This is a genomic window from Affinundibacterium fentianense (assembly GCF_018139545.1).
Taxonomy (GTDB): domain Bacteria; phylum Pseudomonadota; class Gammaproteobacteria; order Burkholderiales; family Burkholderiaceae_D; genus Undibacterium; species Undibacterium fentianense.
Genome location: NZ_JAGSPJ010000006.1, coordinates 20349 through 36446, shown reverse-complemented (window position 1 = coordinate 36446; position 16098 = coordinate 20349). Strand labels below are relative to the sequence as shown.

The window sequence follows — 16098 nt, the reverse complement described above, 5'->3', positions numbered from 1 at the left end:
TCTCCAAATGTTTTTATCACTGCAATCTAGGGGGGGGAGGAAATCACAAACTACGTTCTATTTTTTTGCTTCGAATTCGAATCAACAACTTTTGGTTTAAATTCAAATCTTGGGGCAAGTTTGTACCAAAACTAAATTTACTGTCAATCAAAAAAACCGCCTATTTCTGCAAGAATTCCGCTTCTCCTATGAGGAATCTCGCTACTACGTGGCTTGAAAACCACAAATTCACACGATTACTTGATGTAGTCAAACTACATTTTTTGAGTTTCATTATCAAGATTCCATGGATTTTTTCAAAGCGCTTTAGATTTTTTGATGGAATTTATTCAAAGCGCTTTAGATATTTTTTAATTTTCTTTATTCACCCTAGCCCAAATAAAATGAATTGCAAGCATTAATATTAACTTGTGGCAATATTTCACATTGTTTGTCTCGCCATATCGTCGTGCTGAAGGTCCAAGCAGCACATCGACTGCGATAAAAAATAAAAAAACCGCTAGCCAATCAAGGACTAACGGTTTTGCAAATCCGACTTACTCAGAATAACGGACGGTCTAGCTTATTTCTTTCCGTTTCACGGCTGAATCAGGATGAGGTGATTTAGAGATTTTTTGGTCGCCCAGCTTTTAAAGGGGTAAGACCTGAAAGCATTTTCTTTAGCCTAGTGACAGGCGTCTTCTGCAACAACACCAAACCTAATCGTAGCAACTGGCTCTTCTTAACCTCGACACCCGCCGCGATACATGCCTTTTTTACCTCGCTCAAAACGGCATACTCGGCCTCAGGCATGGTAAAGCTATCACGTACCAACTTTGGTTTTCTTATTTTTTCACGAATGCCATCATCCATTTTTCTCGACTTCTCTAACACCTTCGTTGCAATTGGCAATTTATCCTTCGCAGCACGACTTGATTTCACATCGGACTTTTTGACTATCTTAGTGGTAGATTGAGTTGCGGGCTTTCTCGCTATTGGCTTCACGGCCAATTTCTTTGCACGACTTTCTCGCAATCTTTCGACGGACGCATCGGCCAAGTTGGATTTGATAGCCGATTGCTTAGTCTTCACCACTGGTGTTTGTTTACCCGCTTCTGTTTTACCCATCGTCGGCTCTGCTAGTGCCGACTTCGATCGTTTAAGTGCTGTCATACTATCTCTCCTCTTAGGACACCATAAAATACCAATTCACTTCGATCAAACTATGCCTGTTCGAGTTCGATCCGCAACGTCACTTTAATTTCTCGACCGCACCACAAAATCAATACCGACTTCACGCCAAGACTCCACTTCTTTTCGCAACCAAAAGTTCACTGTCGGGTGTAAAGCAATCCAATCAGCTTTGATCTCAAGTTCAATCTTATTTTTCATTCTCAGACTAAAGTCTTTGAAATCCAATTCGACCCGCGCATGCATTAAATTCACTGCGAGTCGCAAGGCAACCACCGCCTTCACAAAATCCGGATCGCCTAAGACATCACCCAATTTTCGCAAATTACCTTTTTGACTCAACACTAAACGGCTCATCAACTTTTGCTCGCGCGTAGTGAATCCTGGAATGTCACCATATTCCACCAAATAACTGCCATGTTTATGGTAGGCGGTGTGCGAAATCAACATGCCTACCTCATGCAACAAAGAGCTCCAATAGACATAGTGCTCCCATTGCGCATTGTTTGGCTTCAATTGAATAAATATAGCGCGCGCCATATCCGCGACTAAATTGGCACGAACTTGATCTGCTCGAAAGACCAATAAAAAATCTCGCACCGCGTTTTCGCGTCGGTCTCGCTTGGTTGATCTTAAATAGAGATCCCACATCACCCCCATTCGCAATCCCGCCTCGATGGGCTTCAAAACATCAATATTCAGCTCTTGAAAAAGGCCAATCAAAATTGCCAAGCCACCGATGACCATCGCCACTCTTTCGGGCTTGATTCCAATGAGATCTAGATGTTCAATCTGCTGTTTTCGAATACAGTAATCGCGCAATTGCAATAATTTATCTAAGCTTACTTCTGGATCACCAAATCCATTTTTATACAAGGCATCAGATATTGCGCGTACTGTTCCGGAAGACCCATAGGCATTCCTCCAAAATTCTGGCTGATAGGCGGGTACCGCATCTTCAAGCAGCGAACGAACAGTCAACACTGCCGCATCAAAACCTTCTGCAGTAATACGTCCTTGCGGAAAAAATTGCTGGCTATGTTTCACCGTACCAATCGGAAAAGACTCTACTTTCGTAATTTCGTGCCCATTTCCCAAGATGATTTCAGTGGAACCACCGCCTATGTCAATAACGAGACGACGTTCGGACGACCCTAACAACGCATTGGCAACACCAAGGTAAATCAAACGTCCCTCTTCTTCCCCTGAGATTACCTCGATGGGCAAACCTATCGCAGCCTCAAAAGCTGGCAAAAAATCAGCTGCATTCTTTGCGATCCTAACAGTATTGGTCGCGACGACTCGTACTGCATCGATCGGATACCCTGCTAATACCGTTTTGAAATTACGGAGGCAACGCACAGCACGTTCTATCGCTTCAGATGTCAAATTACCTGAAGGATCAAGCCCAGCAGCAAGCCGAATTGGATCTCTCGCACTCTTGACGACTCGAATTAAGTTCCCCTCATATTTTCCGATATGAAGTCGAAAACTATTCGAGCCAAGATCAACCGCTGCAAACATGAAGAAGTCCTTCCCAAGAAATAAAAACGTCAATCGTAATCAATACGGCATATCGCGCAAAAAAACTCAAACCACAACGATTGGCGCACACCTACCTTATCAAGTTAAGCGTGATCATATCTCAGGCATTTGAAAATTAGGGAACTACAAGTTGAACTCACCAACGAAGCACAATAAATGATATTAATCATTTATTGTGACAATGCCGTGACCTTCAATAGGAGAAGATGCGCTTGAAAAAAAATCGATAAGGCGCAAGAGAAAAATGGTCGAACGACAGGATTCCGATACCTTAGATTAAAGAAGGGAAATCTGGTATTGCCGATCGAGAGACGTCTACTTCACGGGCAAAAAGAATCTTTGTGTCAAGCCATCAAGACCGGTGGAATGCAAGATTTCGCTCAATCGTTGGGCGGAACGCATGTTTTTCCCGCCCTTGTATTCAGCAATAATCAACTCATTTTTCATCGAATGCTCCCAACCCACCAATTCCGTGACTCTCACCTGATACCCATGCGATTCCAATTGCAGACAACGTAGTACATTTGTTATCTGACTCCCAAATTCTCGTGTATGAATAGGATGCCGCCACATCTCAGATAAAGGATTGCTTTTTACTACATCGTTTTTGGACTTGCGCAATTCCGCCGCCACTTCCGCTTGACAGCAGGGCACTAAAACCATGAAACGCGCTTTCTTCTTCAATGCAAAATCAATCGCATCATCCGTTGCAGTATTGCAAGCGTGCAAAGCTGTGACAATATCAATCTGTGCCGGTAAATCACTAGACTGACTTGATTCAGCCACTGATAAATTCAGAAATTGCATGCCGGTGAAAGTTAATCTCGCGGCCAGCTCACGCGAACGAGCGACCAGTTCATCCCGCGTCTCGATACCGTAAATACAAGAGCTGTGCGGTTGGTCCAAACCCTTAAAAAACAAATCGTACAAAATAAAGCCTAAGTATGATTTACCTGCACCATGGTCGACCAGATTGACACTCTTTTTTTCGTCTAAGACTTCTTGCAATAAAGGCTCAATAAATTGATATAAATGATAAACCTGTTTCAATTTTCGTCGGCTATCTTGATTCATTTTGCCGTCACGCGTCAAAATATGTAGCTCTTTCAATAATTCAATTGACTGCCCGGGGCGGACTTCATGTTTATCGTGGGAACCCCGCTGCGCAGATTGGGACGCCGATGAATTTTGTTTGATTGCAGATTTCATAAATTGAGCCAGTCATTCAGCAAGAAGCGAAACCGCCATTTTACTTGATCAAAGACTACACAACAAAAAAGGCCAGTCTCTTTCGATCCTGACCTTCATTATGCGCGACCGCAATGAATTTACTCTTGTCCCTTGCCCACCTTCACAAAAAGTACACTGATTGCCGCGCACAACAGCAATGCACCCGCGAGCCTGACCACATTTTCTGGATGTCCACCAAGCCAACGATGATAAATCAAGGGTAAGGTTAAAATTTGGATGATCATAGGAATCACAATAAACATGTTAAAGATACCCATGTACACACCAGTTCGCTCCTTTGGAATACTGCCAGCCAACATGATATAGGGATTGCCCATAATACTCGCCCATGCTAACCCCACTCCAATCATTGGAAGCAACAACCACTCCTTTTGTTGAATCTCTGGAATCGCCAACATACCTAAACCCGCGACACACAGACATGCACTGTGCACAAATTTAGGTCCGAAACGACGAGCGAATGGCACCAATGCAAAAGCAGCAAGGAAGGCGATGAAGTTATAAAAAGCGCCCATTTGGCCATTCAGTAAACCGGCATCGCGAAATCCTGAGGACGCCGGATCCGTCGTTCCGAACATAGACTTCGCGATAGCCAGCATAATGTATTGCCAATAGCAAAATAGCGCATACCATTGGAATAACTTCATCCAAGCCAATTGCTTCATGGTCGTTGGCATTTCTCTGATCGCGGTCCAAATCTCTAACACCGTGGCTTGCATTGAGCGCGGCTGGCTATTCATCTGCGCGATTTCCTCTTTACTCAAGGGGAGTTCTGGTGTCGTTTTCAAAGTCCACAAAATTGAACCTAAAGAAAACACCGCTCCTATCAAAAAGGCAGCGATGACGATATGGGGAATATGGTTCGCATTGACGGCATCCTTATTCATTCCAACAAATACCAAAAGCGATGGCGTTAAATAGGCAAGCGTTTGCCCTAAGCCGGTAAATGCACTTTGTGTTAAAAAGCCTATTGAATGTTGGCTCTTATCCAGCCTATCACTCACAAAAGCGCGATAGGGTTCCATGGTGACATTGTTCGCTGCATCTAAAATCCACAACAAACTCGCTGCCATCCATAATGTAGGACTAAAAGGCATCGCCAATAGTCCCAAGCTACAGAGGATGGCACCAATGAGAAAATACGGCGTTCGTCGCCCCCACCGACTGGTTGTCTTATCACTCATGGCACCAATAATAGGCTGCACCAACAGGCCAGTCACTGGCCCAGCCAACCATAAATAGGGCAAGCTCGACTCATCTGCCCCTAAGTAGCTATAAATGGGACTCATACTGCTTTGTTGAAGTCCAAAACTAAACTGGATGCCAAAGAACCCAAAATTCATATTAACGATCTGCCAAAACGACAGATGCGGCTTTTTCATTGGCATACGAAGGCCTCCATTTACATGAGAATAATTCTACTTATCCAGCGAAGCGTGCTTCCCACTGCTTACGCCAGTCTTGATAAAACTGCGTCGATTCTGCAACCGCTCCGCGCACACCACAAATCGCGGAGGCAAATTGACGCGCGGCCTCTAAGCTTTGAGGCAAAGGCCAGTTCATTTGCCATCCCAAGATGAAGACTGCGGCAAAGGCATCACCAGCACCAACGGTATCCACAATGTTTAATCTAGGAGTATCCATATCGAGACTGTGGAAGCAAACACCAGTCGAATCCAAATAGAAATATCCTTTTGCGCCCAGAGTAACAATGATCGCCTGCATATAGTAAATGTCCATTAACTTCTGGCATGCACCACGCAAACTTGCTTCGTTGTAGCTTACTTGCCATTCGGGCGAATCACAGCAATGATGAAGTACGAACTGCAACTCATCTTCATTCAACTTCACGATATCTGCATAGTTTAGAGAAACAGTAATAGTCTCCAAACTTGCTTGTCCATCGCGTAAATTTAAATCGAGAAATTTCGTCGCTCCCTCGGCGAGTTCCGCTTCGAGTAAGCCAAATAAAGTTTCACGTGAGACCGCGCTTCTTTGAATCAGCGAGCCAAAATAAATGAGATCGGGCGGCACTTCACTAAAATATTCAGCCAATATCGACTGCACCGCTTGTGACTCAATAAAATCGTAAGCTTGATCTCGCAAAATCTCAAATCGATGTGAGCTTGCGTCTTCGGCGTTGGGCATGTGCACCACGACTCGTCCACTCGCATGATCGGGGTCTATCTGCATACCAAGTCGACTTAACTTTGTCCTCTGCATTTCTTCGAGAATGCGTTCACCATTTTGATCGCTCCCTATTCTACTCACCATGCAAGGACATGCACCAAGCAATGCCAAGCTGCGCGCGACATTAAACGGAGCGCCACCGATCACGTTTTCGCTCGGAAACTCATCAATCAATGTTTCGCCGTAAATTAATAAGTTCGGCTTTGTACTCGAATTGAATTCAGTCATCATGTGTTTAGTTTTATGTGAAGTGTTTAGCAATTTTTTTGCGGAAATAAGTTGAACCAACTATATTCTGCAGTCTGCCATCATCCGCTAACACAATGCAACCATCGCTGCGAATAGGGTGACATCACAAACTCTGCTGCCATTCCCTCGGTAGTCAACACATCCACATAATTGTGGATCGATTCCAACCATTCAGCGCGCGAACCATTATGATCTTGTGACGATGCAGTGACACCAGACATTACATTGAGTTGCTGGACTAAGGCGCTGCCCGATACCGTCACATCTTCACTGCTAAAATTAAACAAACACACCACATGATCGCGCTCCAGCAATGCCCCACGCACGAAACCAAGTATTTTGTCGGAACCGGTCTCCATAACTTGCCGCGCCCGCTGTGCAGCAAACGCAGGTAATTGCTGACGTTGATGGATGAGATGACACAATCTATGGTGCACGACGCTCGCAACTTTGTTCTTATTTGACAATGAAGCCAACGCTTCGGTGTTCAATGTTGGCCTTTGCATCCAGCGTCCATCAAAGCTACGTGCGGGATCTTCGCAATAGGATCGATCATTGGTCTGCGCAATCTCGTCCCCCATATAGATCAATGGTATGCCACCAAAACTCATAGCGAGACCATACATCAACATTAAGCGCTGAATACCTTTCTCTTCAAGTTGCGCGTCTTCGGTGCGAATGCCACACAATGACGCTGCCATTCCGACCGTCCCATGCACAGTATGAGGATCGCTAGCCTGAAACCGTTCACCATCGGCAAAACTCGACGCATCTGAAGTATAAAATTCGGATGCGTGCTGAAGCCGTTCTAAACCTTGCTTTTCACTGCCAGCACAAGCATTCGCTTCAGCACGCAAGACATTCCAGCCAATATCATCATGACAGCGGACATAATTCAGCCAACTGGCTTGCGCTGGCAATACAGGGGTCGCTCGCATTACCGCTTGAAGGAGATCGACTTTCTGTTCAGATAACGCGACCCAAGATGAGGCCATCAAGCTACTGTGATAAGCGATATGACATTCCTGCAATCCCGTACTTGCGTCGCCCAGATAGGCGGGCAAATCTGCTGTTGGGACTATTGCTTCAGCTTTCAAAATGACGCCAGGAGCCGCTATCGTTACGATGTCACGTATTGCTTGCAATAGGATGTGTGCTTCTGGCTGATTCATGCAATTGGTACCCATGCGCTTCCACAAAAATGCCGTGGAATCCAAGCGAAACACCTCGATGCCACTATTCGCCATTCGCAACAATGCCAAAGCAATTTCGGAAAAAACGACAGGGTTGGTATAATTCAAATCCCATTGATAAGGATAGAAGGTTGTCCATACCCATTTTTCTAAGCGGCTGTCGTAACTAAAATTTCCCGGTGCAGCCTGCGGAAAGACTTGGCCTAAGCTTTGTTCATATTGATCAGGTCGATCCCGATCGGGGAAAATGTGAAAAAATTCTTGGTACGCTTGTTGCCCCTGTTGAGCAGCAAGCGCCCAAGGGTGATCATCCGCAACATGATTCAAAACAAAATCGGCACAAAGCGAAATATTTGCTGCACGTAGTGCCTCGGTCAACGTCAACAAATCTGCGTGCGTACCTAGACGCGGTTCAATTTCGTCAAAGCTCGCAACGGCGAAACCGCCATCATTTTCGCCGTCAATGGTCAAATCGCGTGCACGGAAGAATGGTAATAAATGTAAATAACGCACACCCAATTGCGTCAAGTGGGGAATACGTTGTTTGACGCCTTGCAAGTTGTCAGCGAAACGATCGACGTAGGCACAATATCCGACCATATTCTGGTGCAAGAACCAATCTGGATTCTCTACTCGCTGCGAATCAAGTGCAAGCAAAGCATCGCTACGTTGACTTGCCAACTCCAGAACATTGTCAATCAATCCTTCAAACCACGCGTCAAATTGCGCTGTTTCACCGTAAACGCTCGATAGCTTTTGACGCAAACCCGTAATTCGCTGATCAAGGCGTCGCTGCATGTCGATTTGGCGACTCTCGGAAAAGCGCGCCAGAGAAAAGGAATGATTCATGTTGAGATCGAGAAAATTTTGCAAAGTGATCGAAATGACTGGGTCGACTAACACCATCCGATGAGCAGTTACTCATCGTGGTTGTACTTTAAAAAGACATCTATGACGGATTCCTAGAAATCCTGTCACAGATCACACCTATCATCGCAGTCACGCAGAAGCACACGAGCGCCATCACACCCTATGTGCTTCCACCCTTCAATTAAAATGAATAACTAATCGATGCACGGACAGAACGTCCATTGACCGAACGTGCAGCATGACCATCTCCTTCGATTTCTGTATACCCAATCGAGTTAAACAGATTATTTGCATTGATGGATGCTTTCACATGATCGTTAATTTGATAGTTAATGAACGCATTCACGACGGTAAAACCAGGCATCGTCAAGGTATTATTATCGTCACCCCATGATTTAGAAGTTCCGATGACGCTCGTGCCGAAAGTGACGTCTCCAGAGTTCCAAGTGGGAGTCAACTGATAGATGCTACGCGCCTGGCGACGAGGTGTTTTCCCTATCACGGACTTATCGTTTGCATTCACGATCGACGCATTGGTTAAGGTTGCACCAGCACTCAAGCGGAAGGCGCCAATCCGATAACTCGCTTCAATCTCAGCGCCCTTAGCATCATAGCTATTCGCTGTAAATTTCTGCGTTGTTGCTTCAAAATTCGACTCATCCGTTTTGGCTTGGAAGAAGGTGACAAAACTGCTGAAGTCACCGGATTTCCATTTAACGCCAGCCTCATTTTGTTTGACAATATTCGTGCTTATAGGCATGGAGCCATCGAGCGGATTTCCAAACATAATACGGTCGGCGTTGAAAGCAATCCCCTCACTGCTGCGCGCAAACAGTGCAAGATTTTTGTCGACACTAAAATTAAATCCAAAGGAATAGGAGGTATGATTGACCGAGTAATCAATCGTCTTCAAATTCGCTTGTTTGTAAGTTTGATTGACTGCTTGATTGTATGTCCCACTCGCATCTTGCGTATCTTTCCTGAGGCTAGCGTCAAAATTCCATGCCCCACTTTCAAAGCCCAAGGTCACGTAGGGCGAAGTCGTTTTGTACTGTGCATCGATAGCACGATTACAGCAACCTCCCCAAACATCGGTACCTTGCGCTAACAAACCCGGTGATCCAACGATGGTCGACGCTGAGTTTAATAAGGCTGGTTTATCACCACTGGCTTGCAATAAGTAGTGATTGAAATTCCAAGTCAAAGCGACATTTTGTAACGAGGTAAATAAGCCAGCGGTGACCGCCAATTTACCATCAGCAAAATTGAAGCTATTCGAGATACGTAGATCATTCACTGTGCTTCCCAAGTCGTCGATAGAGGTATTAAACACCGCTGCTGTGATCGCTTTCCCTGTGTAGACCTTACCTGCATTGGGTCCGGTAGCATAGGTCATGGAAGATTGGGTATTGCCGTTATCTGCGGGAAAAATAGAAATAAATCGACCCGAATTCGTAGACTTGCGGAATTTTTCATCCAGTGTCCAGCCTCCGCCCAAGTTTAGTGAGGCTTCCGCTCCAAAGGCATTATTCACGACATGCAAACCATCATTGATATTGGTGGCGATGCGTTGATTATTTTTATCCAAAACGATATCTTTGACCCAATATGGCGAATAGAAACTGGCCGTACGTGGATCGATTCCCGGCATTTCTGCAATGACGCCATTGTTGCTCTTGACAGGCACTGGCATGTTCATTGGTGTCTTGTCATCCAGATGTTTCAAGCTTAACCTAAGGTACCCATTCTCAAGTTCATGGGTCAAATTGGCGCGTAATTGCCCACCGTCCTCTGCCGTTACCCCGGCTGGACGCGAACTGTCACCGACGCGATAGAACCCACCGATAAATACACGTGTCTTGTCCGAGACGGCTGCTCCATAGTCAAAATCGTAACGAGTCTGGTTAAAATCCAAACCCTTACTAATTCCAACACTGCCACCCTTTTCTTTACCATTTCGAGTAATAAAATTGATGATGCCACCAGGTGCATTCGTCGCCAAAGTAGAAGCAGATCCTCCTCGCACCACTTCTAAGTGGCTCATTCCACCATCGGCTCTCAAATACATATCAGGCGTGACAAATGCAATGTCGCCAAACTGCAAGATGGGCAATCCATCTTCCTGAAATTGCACATAGCGTGCTCCGCCAGCCGAAATTGGCACACCCCGCACTGTCAAATTCGCGTTTCCCTCCCCCCCGGAAGATTCCGCGCGAACACCTGGAATTGCGCGCAAGATCTCCGCCGCATTCGTCGGCGATGACTGCATGATTTGATCAGATTCAAGCGTACTGACAGACACGCTTGCTTTCATTTTTGACTTACCAATCGGCGTCCCCGTGACAACGACGGTATCAAGATTCAAGCCTTCTTTCTCTTTGCTGGACGCATTCTGTGCTTGAGCATGAGCGATCGTCAGCATTGCGATCGATACTGAGAAGGACATTTGCTTTAAGTTGCTGATAATTCTTTGTTGATTTGCGCGCATTTCTTTGGTCTCCTTGGTGTTCCATCTGATTTCCGTGACACACGATGTGCACGGCTACCTGCCATTTGTTTCAGTAAGAACTTCTTGCAAGTACTTTTGGCACTCGACCGCCCATTTTTAAAGCTGGATGCGGCATCGTTGATTTCTCGGATCGACAACCTGGAGGGCAACGAATTCAGTTTTTCTTTACTGATGGATTCGATTATGACGCACAAAAGATGCACAATGCAATCGATTGCAATAACTATTTATTGTGCAATGCGGCATTTATTTTTATACTTACGGAGTGACTCTGATTTTTTCTCAGATTGTCAAAAATTTTGAAGGGACTTACGTGAATTTAAGAAATTTACATTTAAAATCAATTAGTTAAATAAATTAAATCGACATAAAATGTAATGAGAAAAATAATCTTATTCGAAAATTTTGCAACGCATCACATCGATACTCGATGTAGAGCAACCCGGTTGCCAAAACAAGACAAATTGCAATCGTTTGCAATAGTTCAGACATTCATTAAGCCGAAGATTCAATTATCGATGTAGTCTAAATCACACTGGCATCGGGAGATAGACACGTCAATCAAGGATAGGACTATCCAAAGGATAGATACTTAGCGATGTTTGGTGATGCAAAGTGATGCTTATTGATGATCACTAAGTCAAAATACAGTGGCACTGTACCCGTCAAACAAATTCGATTCTGTTGAATAAGATAGGTACGTCTAACTTGACGCTCTTGCAATCAACTCGGTTTGCAAAAGGACAGGAACCGAAGGTCGAGCATCCGCTAAACTAAGTACAGCAGCAACCAAGGCTTCACCAGCTGCTGCTATCGGTTGGCGCACGGTCGTTAAGGCTGGATGAAAGTAACGAGCCAACTCAATATCATCATAGCCTACGACGGCCACATCTTCGGGCACGGTCATCCCGATCTCACGAAAGGAATTGATCGCGGTCATAGCGAGCAAGTCACTACATGCAAAGAGGCCATCAAATACAAGCTTGCGCTCCAACAGTGTTCGTACGGCATTGCGCCCACCCTCTTCGGTAAAAACTGCAGGCACAACCAATTTCTCATCAAAAGGAATTTGAAAGTCACGCAGGGCCTGTCGATATCCTTCAAATCGGTCTGCGACTTCAGGTAGCAGAACATCTCCAAAAAAAGCAATGCGTCGACGCCCTTTTTGTAGCAAGTGTTCGGTAGCCAAACGACCGCCCGCCAGATTATCACTGCCGACGGTTAGATATAATTGCTGTGGAATTTGCGCACCCCAAACGACAATAGGAACACGACGTGCAGCCATCTGGTTGAGCTGATCATGATGTCGCCATTGACCAATTAGAATGACGCCAATGGCGCGCCCCGTATCGTAAATTTGCGCAGCGGTATCCAACTCATCAGCACTCACGCGCGTCAACAGCATATCGTAGCCTCTGTCCGTTAAGGCATCCGCAATACTTCCCAAAATACCGAGAAAAAAAGGATCAGACAAATGTTGGCGAGTGACACTATCGAAAGGAACGACAACTGCCACAGTTCGATTCTGCTTCAATCGCAAATTCTGCGCACCAACATTAATCGAATAATTCAAAGATTTTGCCAGCTGCTCAATCCGCGTACGCGTCTCTTCGTTGATCAGTGGACTCTTATTTAAAGCACGAGAAACAGTCGCCGTGGAGACGCCAGCCAACCGCGCTATATCTGACATCTGCAGACGTTTCTGATCGGATGAACTAGCTAAAGGAGCGATGGATTTCTGATTCATTGCAAGGTTCTGTAAGACTTGACAGGCACAAGTATCACATAAATTTCAGCATGGAATCACAGAAAATCAACGATCCACAACTGTCGACAACATTATTGGCTAGGAAACGCAAATCTTTAAAAAAAAGGCCGATCAAACGCAATACAGTTATGATCACCCTATACGGTGACGAACAATCCATGCCACCGAAGATTCCTGCAAAAAAACGCTACAGCCCAATGCGCAAAAAAAAGACCCAGCCAAGGCTGAGTCTTTTTTGTTTTGGTAGGCCGTGCGGGATTCGAACCTGCGACCAACGGATTAAAAGTCCGCTGCTCTACCAGCTGAGCTAACGACCCAAAACTTACTACCATCTACCGAACCAATCAAAACAACAACACGAAATATCCGGTAAATGAAAAGGACTTAGATTTTCACCTAAGTCCTTCACTGTATTCGTGGTAGGCCGTGCGGGATTCGAACCTGCGACCAACGGATTAAAAGTCCGCTGCTCTACCAGCTGAGCTAACGACCCGAAAGAACGAAATTATAAGATGATTCTCAAAGCCTGTCAATTACAGGCTTTGATTATTTTATTGCCGTCAAGCGGGACTTAGCCGCCTGCGCTGCTTCTGTCCCAGGATATTTTGACATCAATAAGATCAATGTCTTGCGGCTTTCTTTCTTATCTTTCAACTCAAGCTGACAAGCTGAAATATTCAATAGCGCGTCCGGCGCCTTACTGCTATCCGGATAATTTTTCAACAAAGTCTGCAATGCCGCAATCGTATTCTTGCAATCACGTTGAGCGTAGTAGGAGTTGGCTAACCAATACTGCGCCTGACTCGCAAACACTGAGTCACCGTAATTCATCGTGAAAGCGCCAAATGCCGTGACCGCGTTTGCATATTGTCCAGCTTTGTACAAACTCATTGCCGCGTCATAACTACGCTGCTCACTTTGCTCTATCGTGACTTCTCGGCCGTCAACACTCAATTTTTTAGGTTCTAGGGCTCGAATGCGTTTATCTAAATCCGTATAGAAGTCTTGTTGTCGCTTTTGCAAATTCGCGACATCATTTAGCAAGACCTCCAATTGACCACGCAAGTTCGTTAATTCGGCTCGCAATTGCTCATTCTGATTATTTAGCTCGAGAGCGCTATTCTTATCCGCCTTCTCATCGATCCTAGCATCGAGACGAGCGGTTAATGCCGCGACATCAGCACGCAGCTTGAGAATAGCCTTGCGCGCCTCATCGTCATCGAGCAAACCCGCTGACGCCAAACTGGGAAAAATGGCGATGGCAAACAAGGCAGCGCGCAATGCGTCTGAGAATTTTGACAATTTCATAGTTAACCTCAAATTCAACAATTACAGAACATTGGAGATTCGCTCGAATCTACCAACCGTCAATATAAAAAAACGGACTTTGCAGTAGAACACCGCAAAGTCCGTTTTCTCTATAACACTAATCAATACATCACTATTTCGTCAACTGACGAATAAGACAATTATTGATAGATAATATCTGAGCGACGGTTTTCAGCCCAAGATGCCTCATCACTGCCAGTCGCTTTCGGTTTTTCTTCACCCAAAGAAACCGCTTCAACTTGTGCATCGGCTACACCCAACAAAGCCAAGGCTTTACGTACTGCTTCCGCGCGTTTTTGACCCAACGCCAAATTGTATTCACGACCACCACGTTCGTCTGTGTTACCTTGCACCAAAATTTTACGGCCTTTATTAGCTACCAAGTATTTTGCATGCGCTTCAACTACTGGTTTGAATTCGTCCTTCAATACATAGCTGTCGAAATCAAAATAAATACTACGCTTCGCCAATGCACCTTGTGTCAAAGGATCCACTTCCGCAGCTTTAACAGGAACGATTTCGCGTGTATCTGCTTTCACTGGTTCTGGTGATTTTTCAACAATCTTCGCTGGCTCTTCCAATTTCACTGGTGTGCTGCATGCACTGATCAAAGCAACGCTGGCAAGCAGCAAAGCAACGGTTTTAGATGCTGAAGTTAAACGCATTTTTTTCTCCTGACTGATAGGTAATAAACGGTAAATCAAACCAAACGCGAAATTGTAACCCAAAATTGTCCAAACTCCACTATTTCATGAAAGGACCCCAGGTTGGCTCGCGAATATCTCCAGCCTGAATCGACAATTTCTGCTTAACTTTCCCGTCGGTCGAAACAATTCCTAGCGTGCCACGTCGACCAAGTTGCGTTGCATATAAAATGTAACGACCATTTGGCGCAAAACTTGGCGACTCATCCCGAGTCGTGTCAGATAATTTCAATTCTTGCCCTGTTTGCAAATCCATCGCATAAACTTGGTCTCCACCTTCACGACGAGAGATGTACACCAACGTATTGCCATCAGGGGAAATGCGTGGTGATAAATTGTAACTACCTTTAAAGGTGATACGTTTTACATCAGCACCACTCGCAGTCATGCGATAGATTTGTGGCCCACCGCTTCGATCACTCACGAAATAAATAAACTGGCCGTCGGGAGAATATCTCGCCTCCGTGTCGATACCAGCCGAATTGCTTAGCCTCTGTGCATCCGATCCATCCGCATTAATTGAATAAACCTGTGCAATTGCTCCTTTAGACAAGGTGACCAACAACTTGCTACCATCGGGCGACCACGATGGAGAAGAATTATTACCTTTAAAATTCGCCACTGTAGTGCGTTGCCCGGTCATCAAGTTTTGAATGTAAACAATAGGCTTCTTCAATTCCATCGAAACATACGCGACTTTAGTTCCGTCTGGTGACCATATCGGTGAAATTATCGGTTCCTTCGAAGTCAGTGCAACTTGCACGCCTTCACCATCGGCATCAGCGATTTCTAAGCGATATTCGCTGCCAGCTTTGGTTACATAGGCAACACGAGTGGAAAAAACACCTGGCAACCCTAATAATTTTTCGTAAATGTCGTCTGCGATTTTATGTGCTGTCAAACGTAGTTTCGGATTTGGGGTATCCATCGAAAACCCTGACAACATAGATGACTTTGAAACGTCATACAATTTATACCGTATATCAAATCGGCCTTCGCCCCGTTTCTGTACACTACCAACGACTAGCGCGACTGCACCACGGTTTTTCCATGCGTCAAAATCGATGCTCGCATTTTCAGAGATCGCCATACCCACTTCGATCAATTTAAAATAGCCGCTACGATTAAGATCATCTCGAATAATGGATGTAACAAGCTGCGGTGAGATTTCTTCATCAGCAAACGCTGCCACGGCAATAGGCACTTGATTCGAACCGACGCCAGATACTTCGACCCGCATCTGCGCTTGACTGACTACCGCGCCCAAAAACATCAATACAAAGCCTACAATTTTTAACAAGCTAATTTTTTTCATCGTTA

At 45.2% G+C, this 16098-nt stretch carries 11 protein-coding genes and 2 tRNA genes; all 13 read right to left on the bottom strand.

Going from position 1 to position 16098, the window contains the following annotated elements:
* Positions 1 to 603: 603 nt before the first annotated feature.
* The 13 genes from KDM90_RS13925 to tolB all read right to left on the bottom strand — a co-directional run bounded on the left by KDM90_RS13925 (position 604) and on the right by tolB (position 16093).
* Entirely contained in the window at positions 604 to 1152 is a 549-nt protein-coding gene (locus KDM90_RS13925; RefSeq protein ID WP_230409817.1) for a hypothetical protein, read from the bottom strand.
* Between the two features lie 84 nt (positions 1153 to 1236).
* Positions 1237 to 2694: a Ppx/GppA phosphatase family protein gene (locus KDM90_RS13920; RefSeq protein ID WP_212676236.1), complete on the bottom strand. Its 1458-nt coding sequence runs from the start codon at positions 2692 to 2694 to the stop codon at positions 1237 to 1239.
* Between the two features lie 336 nt (positions 2695 to 3030).
* Complete coding sequence (locus KDM90_RS13915; RefSeq protein WP_212676235.1) at positions 3031 to 3924, bottom strand: class I SAM-dependent methyltransferase; 894 nt, start codon at positions 3922 to 3924, stop codon at positions 3031 to 3033.
* 119 nt (positions 3925 to 4043) lie between these two features.
* On the bottom strand, positions 4044 to 5354 hold the full coding sequence (locus tag KDM90_RS13910; protein ID WP_230409816.1) for an MFS transporter: 1311 nt from the start codon (positions 5352 to 5354) through the stop codon (positions 4044 to 4046).
* A gap of 34 nt (positions 5355 to 5388) precedes the next feature.
* Positions 5389 to 6387, bottom strand: coding sequence for a PfkB family carbohydrate kinase (locus KDM90_RS13905; RefSeq protein ID WP_212676234.1), 999 nt, complete (start codon positions 6385 to 6387; stop codon positions 5389 to 5391).
* Positions 6388 to 6464: 77 nt separating this feature from the next.
* Positions 6465 to 8447: an alpha-amylase family glycosyl hydrolase gene (locus tag KDM90_RS13900; RefSeq protein ID WP_212676233.1), complete on the bottom strand. Its 1983-nt coding sequence runs from the start codon at positions 8445 to 8447 to the stop codon at positions 6465 to 6467.
* 202 nt (positions 8448 to 8649) lie between these two features.
* Entirely contained in the window at positions 8650 to 10956 is a 2307-nt protein-coding gene (locus tag KDM90_RS13895) for a TonB-dependent receptor domain-containing protein (protein WP_212676232.1), read from the bottom strand.
* A gap of 724 nt (positions 10957 to 11680) precedes the next feature.
* On the bottom strand, positions 11681 to 12724 hold the full coding sequence (locus tag KDM90_RS13890; protein WP_230409815.1) for a LacI family DNA-binding transcriptional regulator: 1044 nt from the start codon (positions 12722 to 12724) through the stop codon (positions 11681 to 11683).
* Positions 12725 to 12986: 262 nt separating this feature from the next.
* Positions 12987 to 13062, bottom strand: a tRNA-Lys gene (locus KDM90_RS13885).
* 100 nt (positions 13063 to 13162) lie between these two features.
* A tRNA-Lys gene (locus tag KDM90_RS13880) sits at positions 13163 to 13238 on the bottom strand.
* Between the two features lie 53 nt (positions 13239 to 13291).
* Positions 13292 to 14053: a tol-pal system protein YbgF gene (ybgF, locus tag KDM90_RS13875; protein ID WP_230409814.1), complete on the bottom strand. Its 762-nt coding sequence runs from the start codon at positions 14051 to 14053 to the stop codon at positions 13292 to 13294.
* Between the two features lie 161 nt (positions 14054 to 14214).
* Positions 14215 to 14739, bottom strand: coding sequence for a peptidoglycan-associated lipoprotein Pal (gene pal, locus KDM90_RS13870; protein WP_212676231.1), 525 nt, complete (start codon positions 14737 to 14739; stop codon positions 14215 to 14217).
* 79 nt (positions 14740 to 14818) lie between these two features.
* Entirely contained in the window at positions 14819 to 16093 is a 1275-nt protein-coding gene (gene tolB / locus KDM90_RS13865) for a Tol-Pal system beta propeller repeat protein TolB (RefSeq protein WP_212676230.1), read from the bottom strand.
* Positions 16094 to 16098 lie beyond the last annotated feature (5 nt).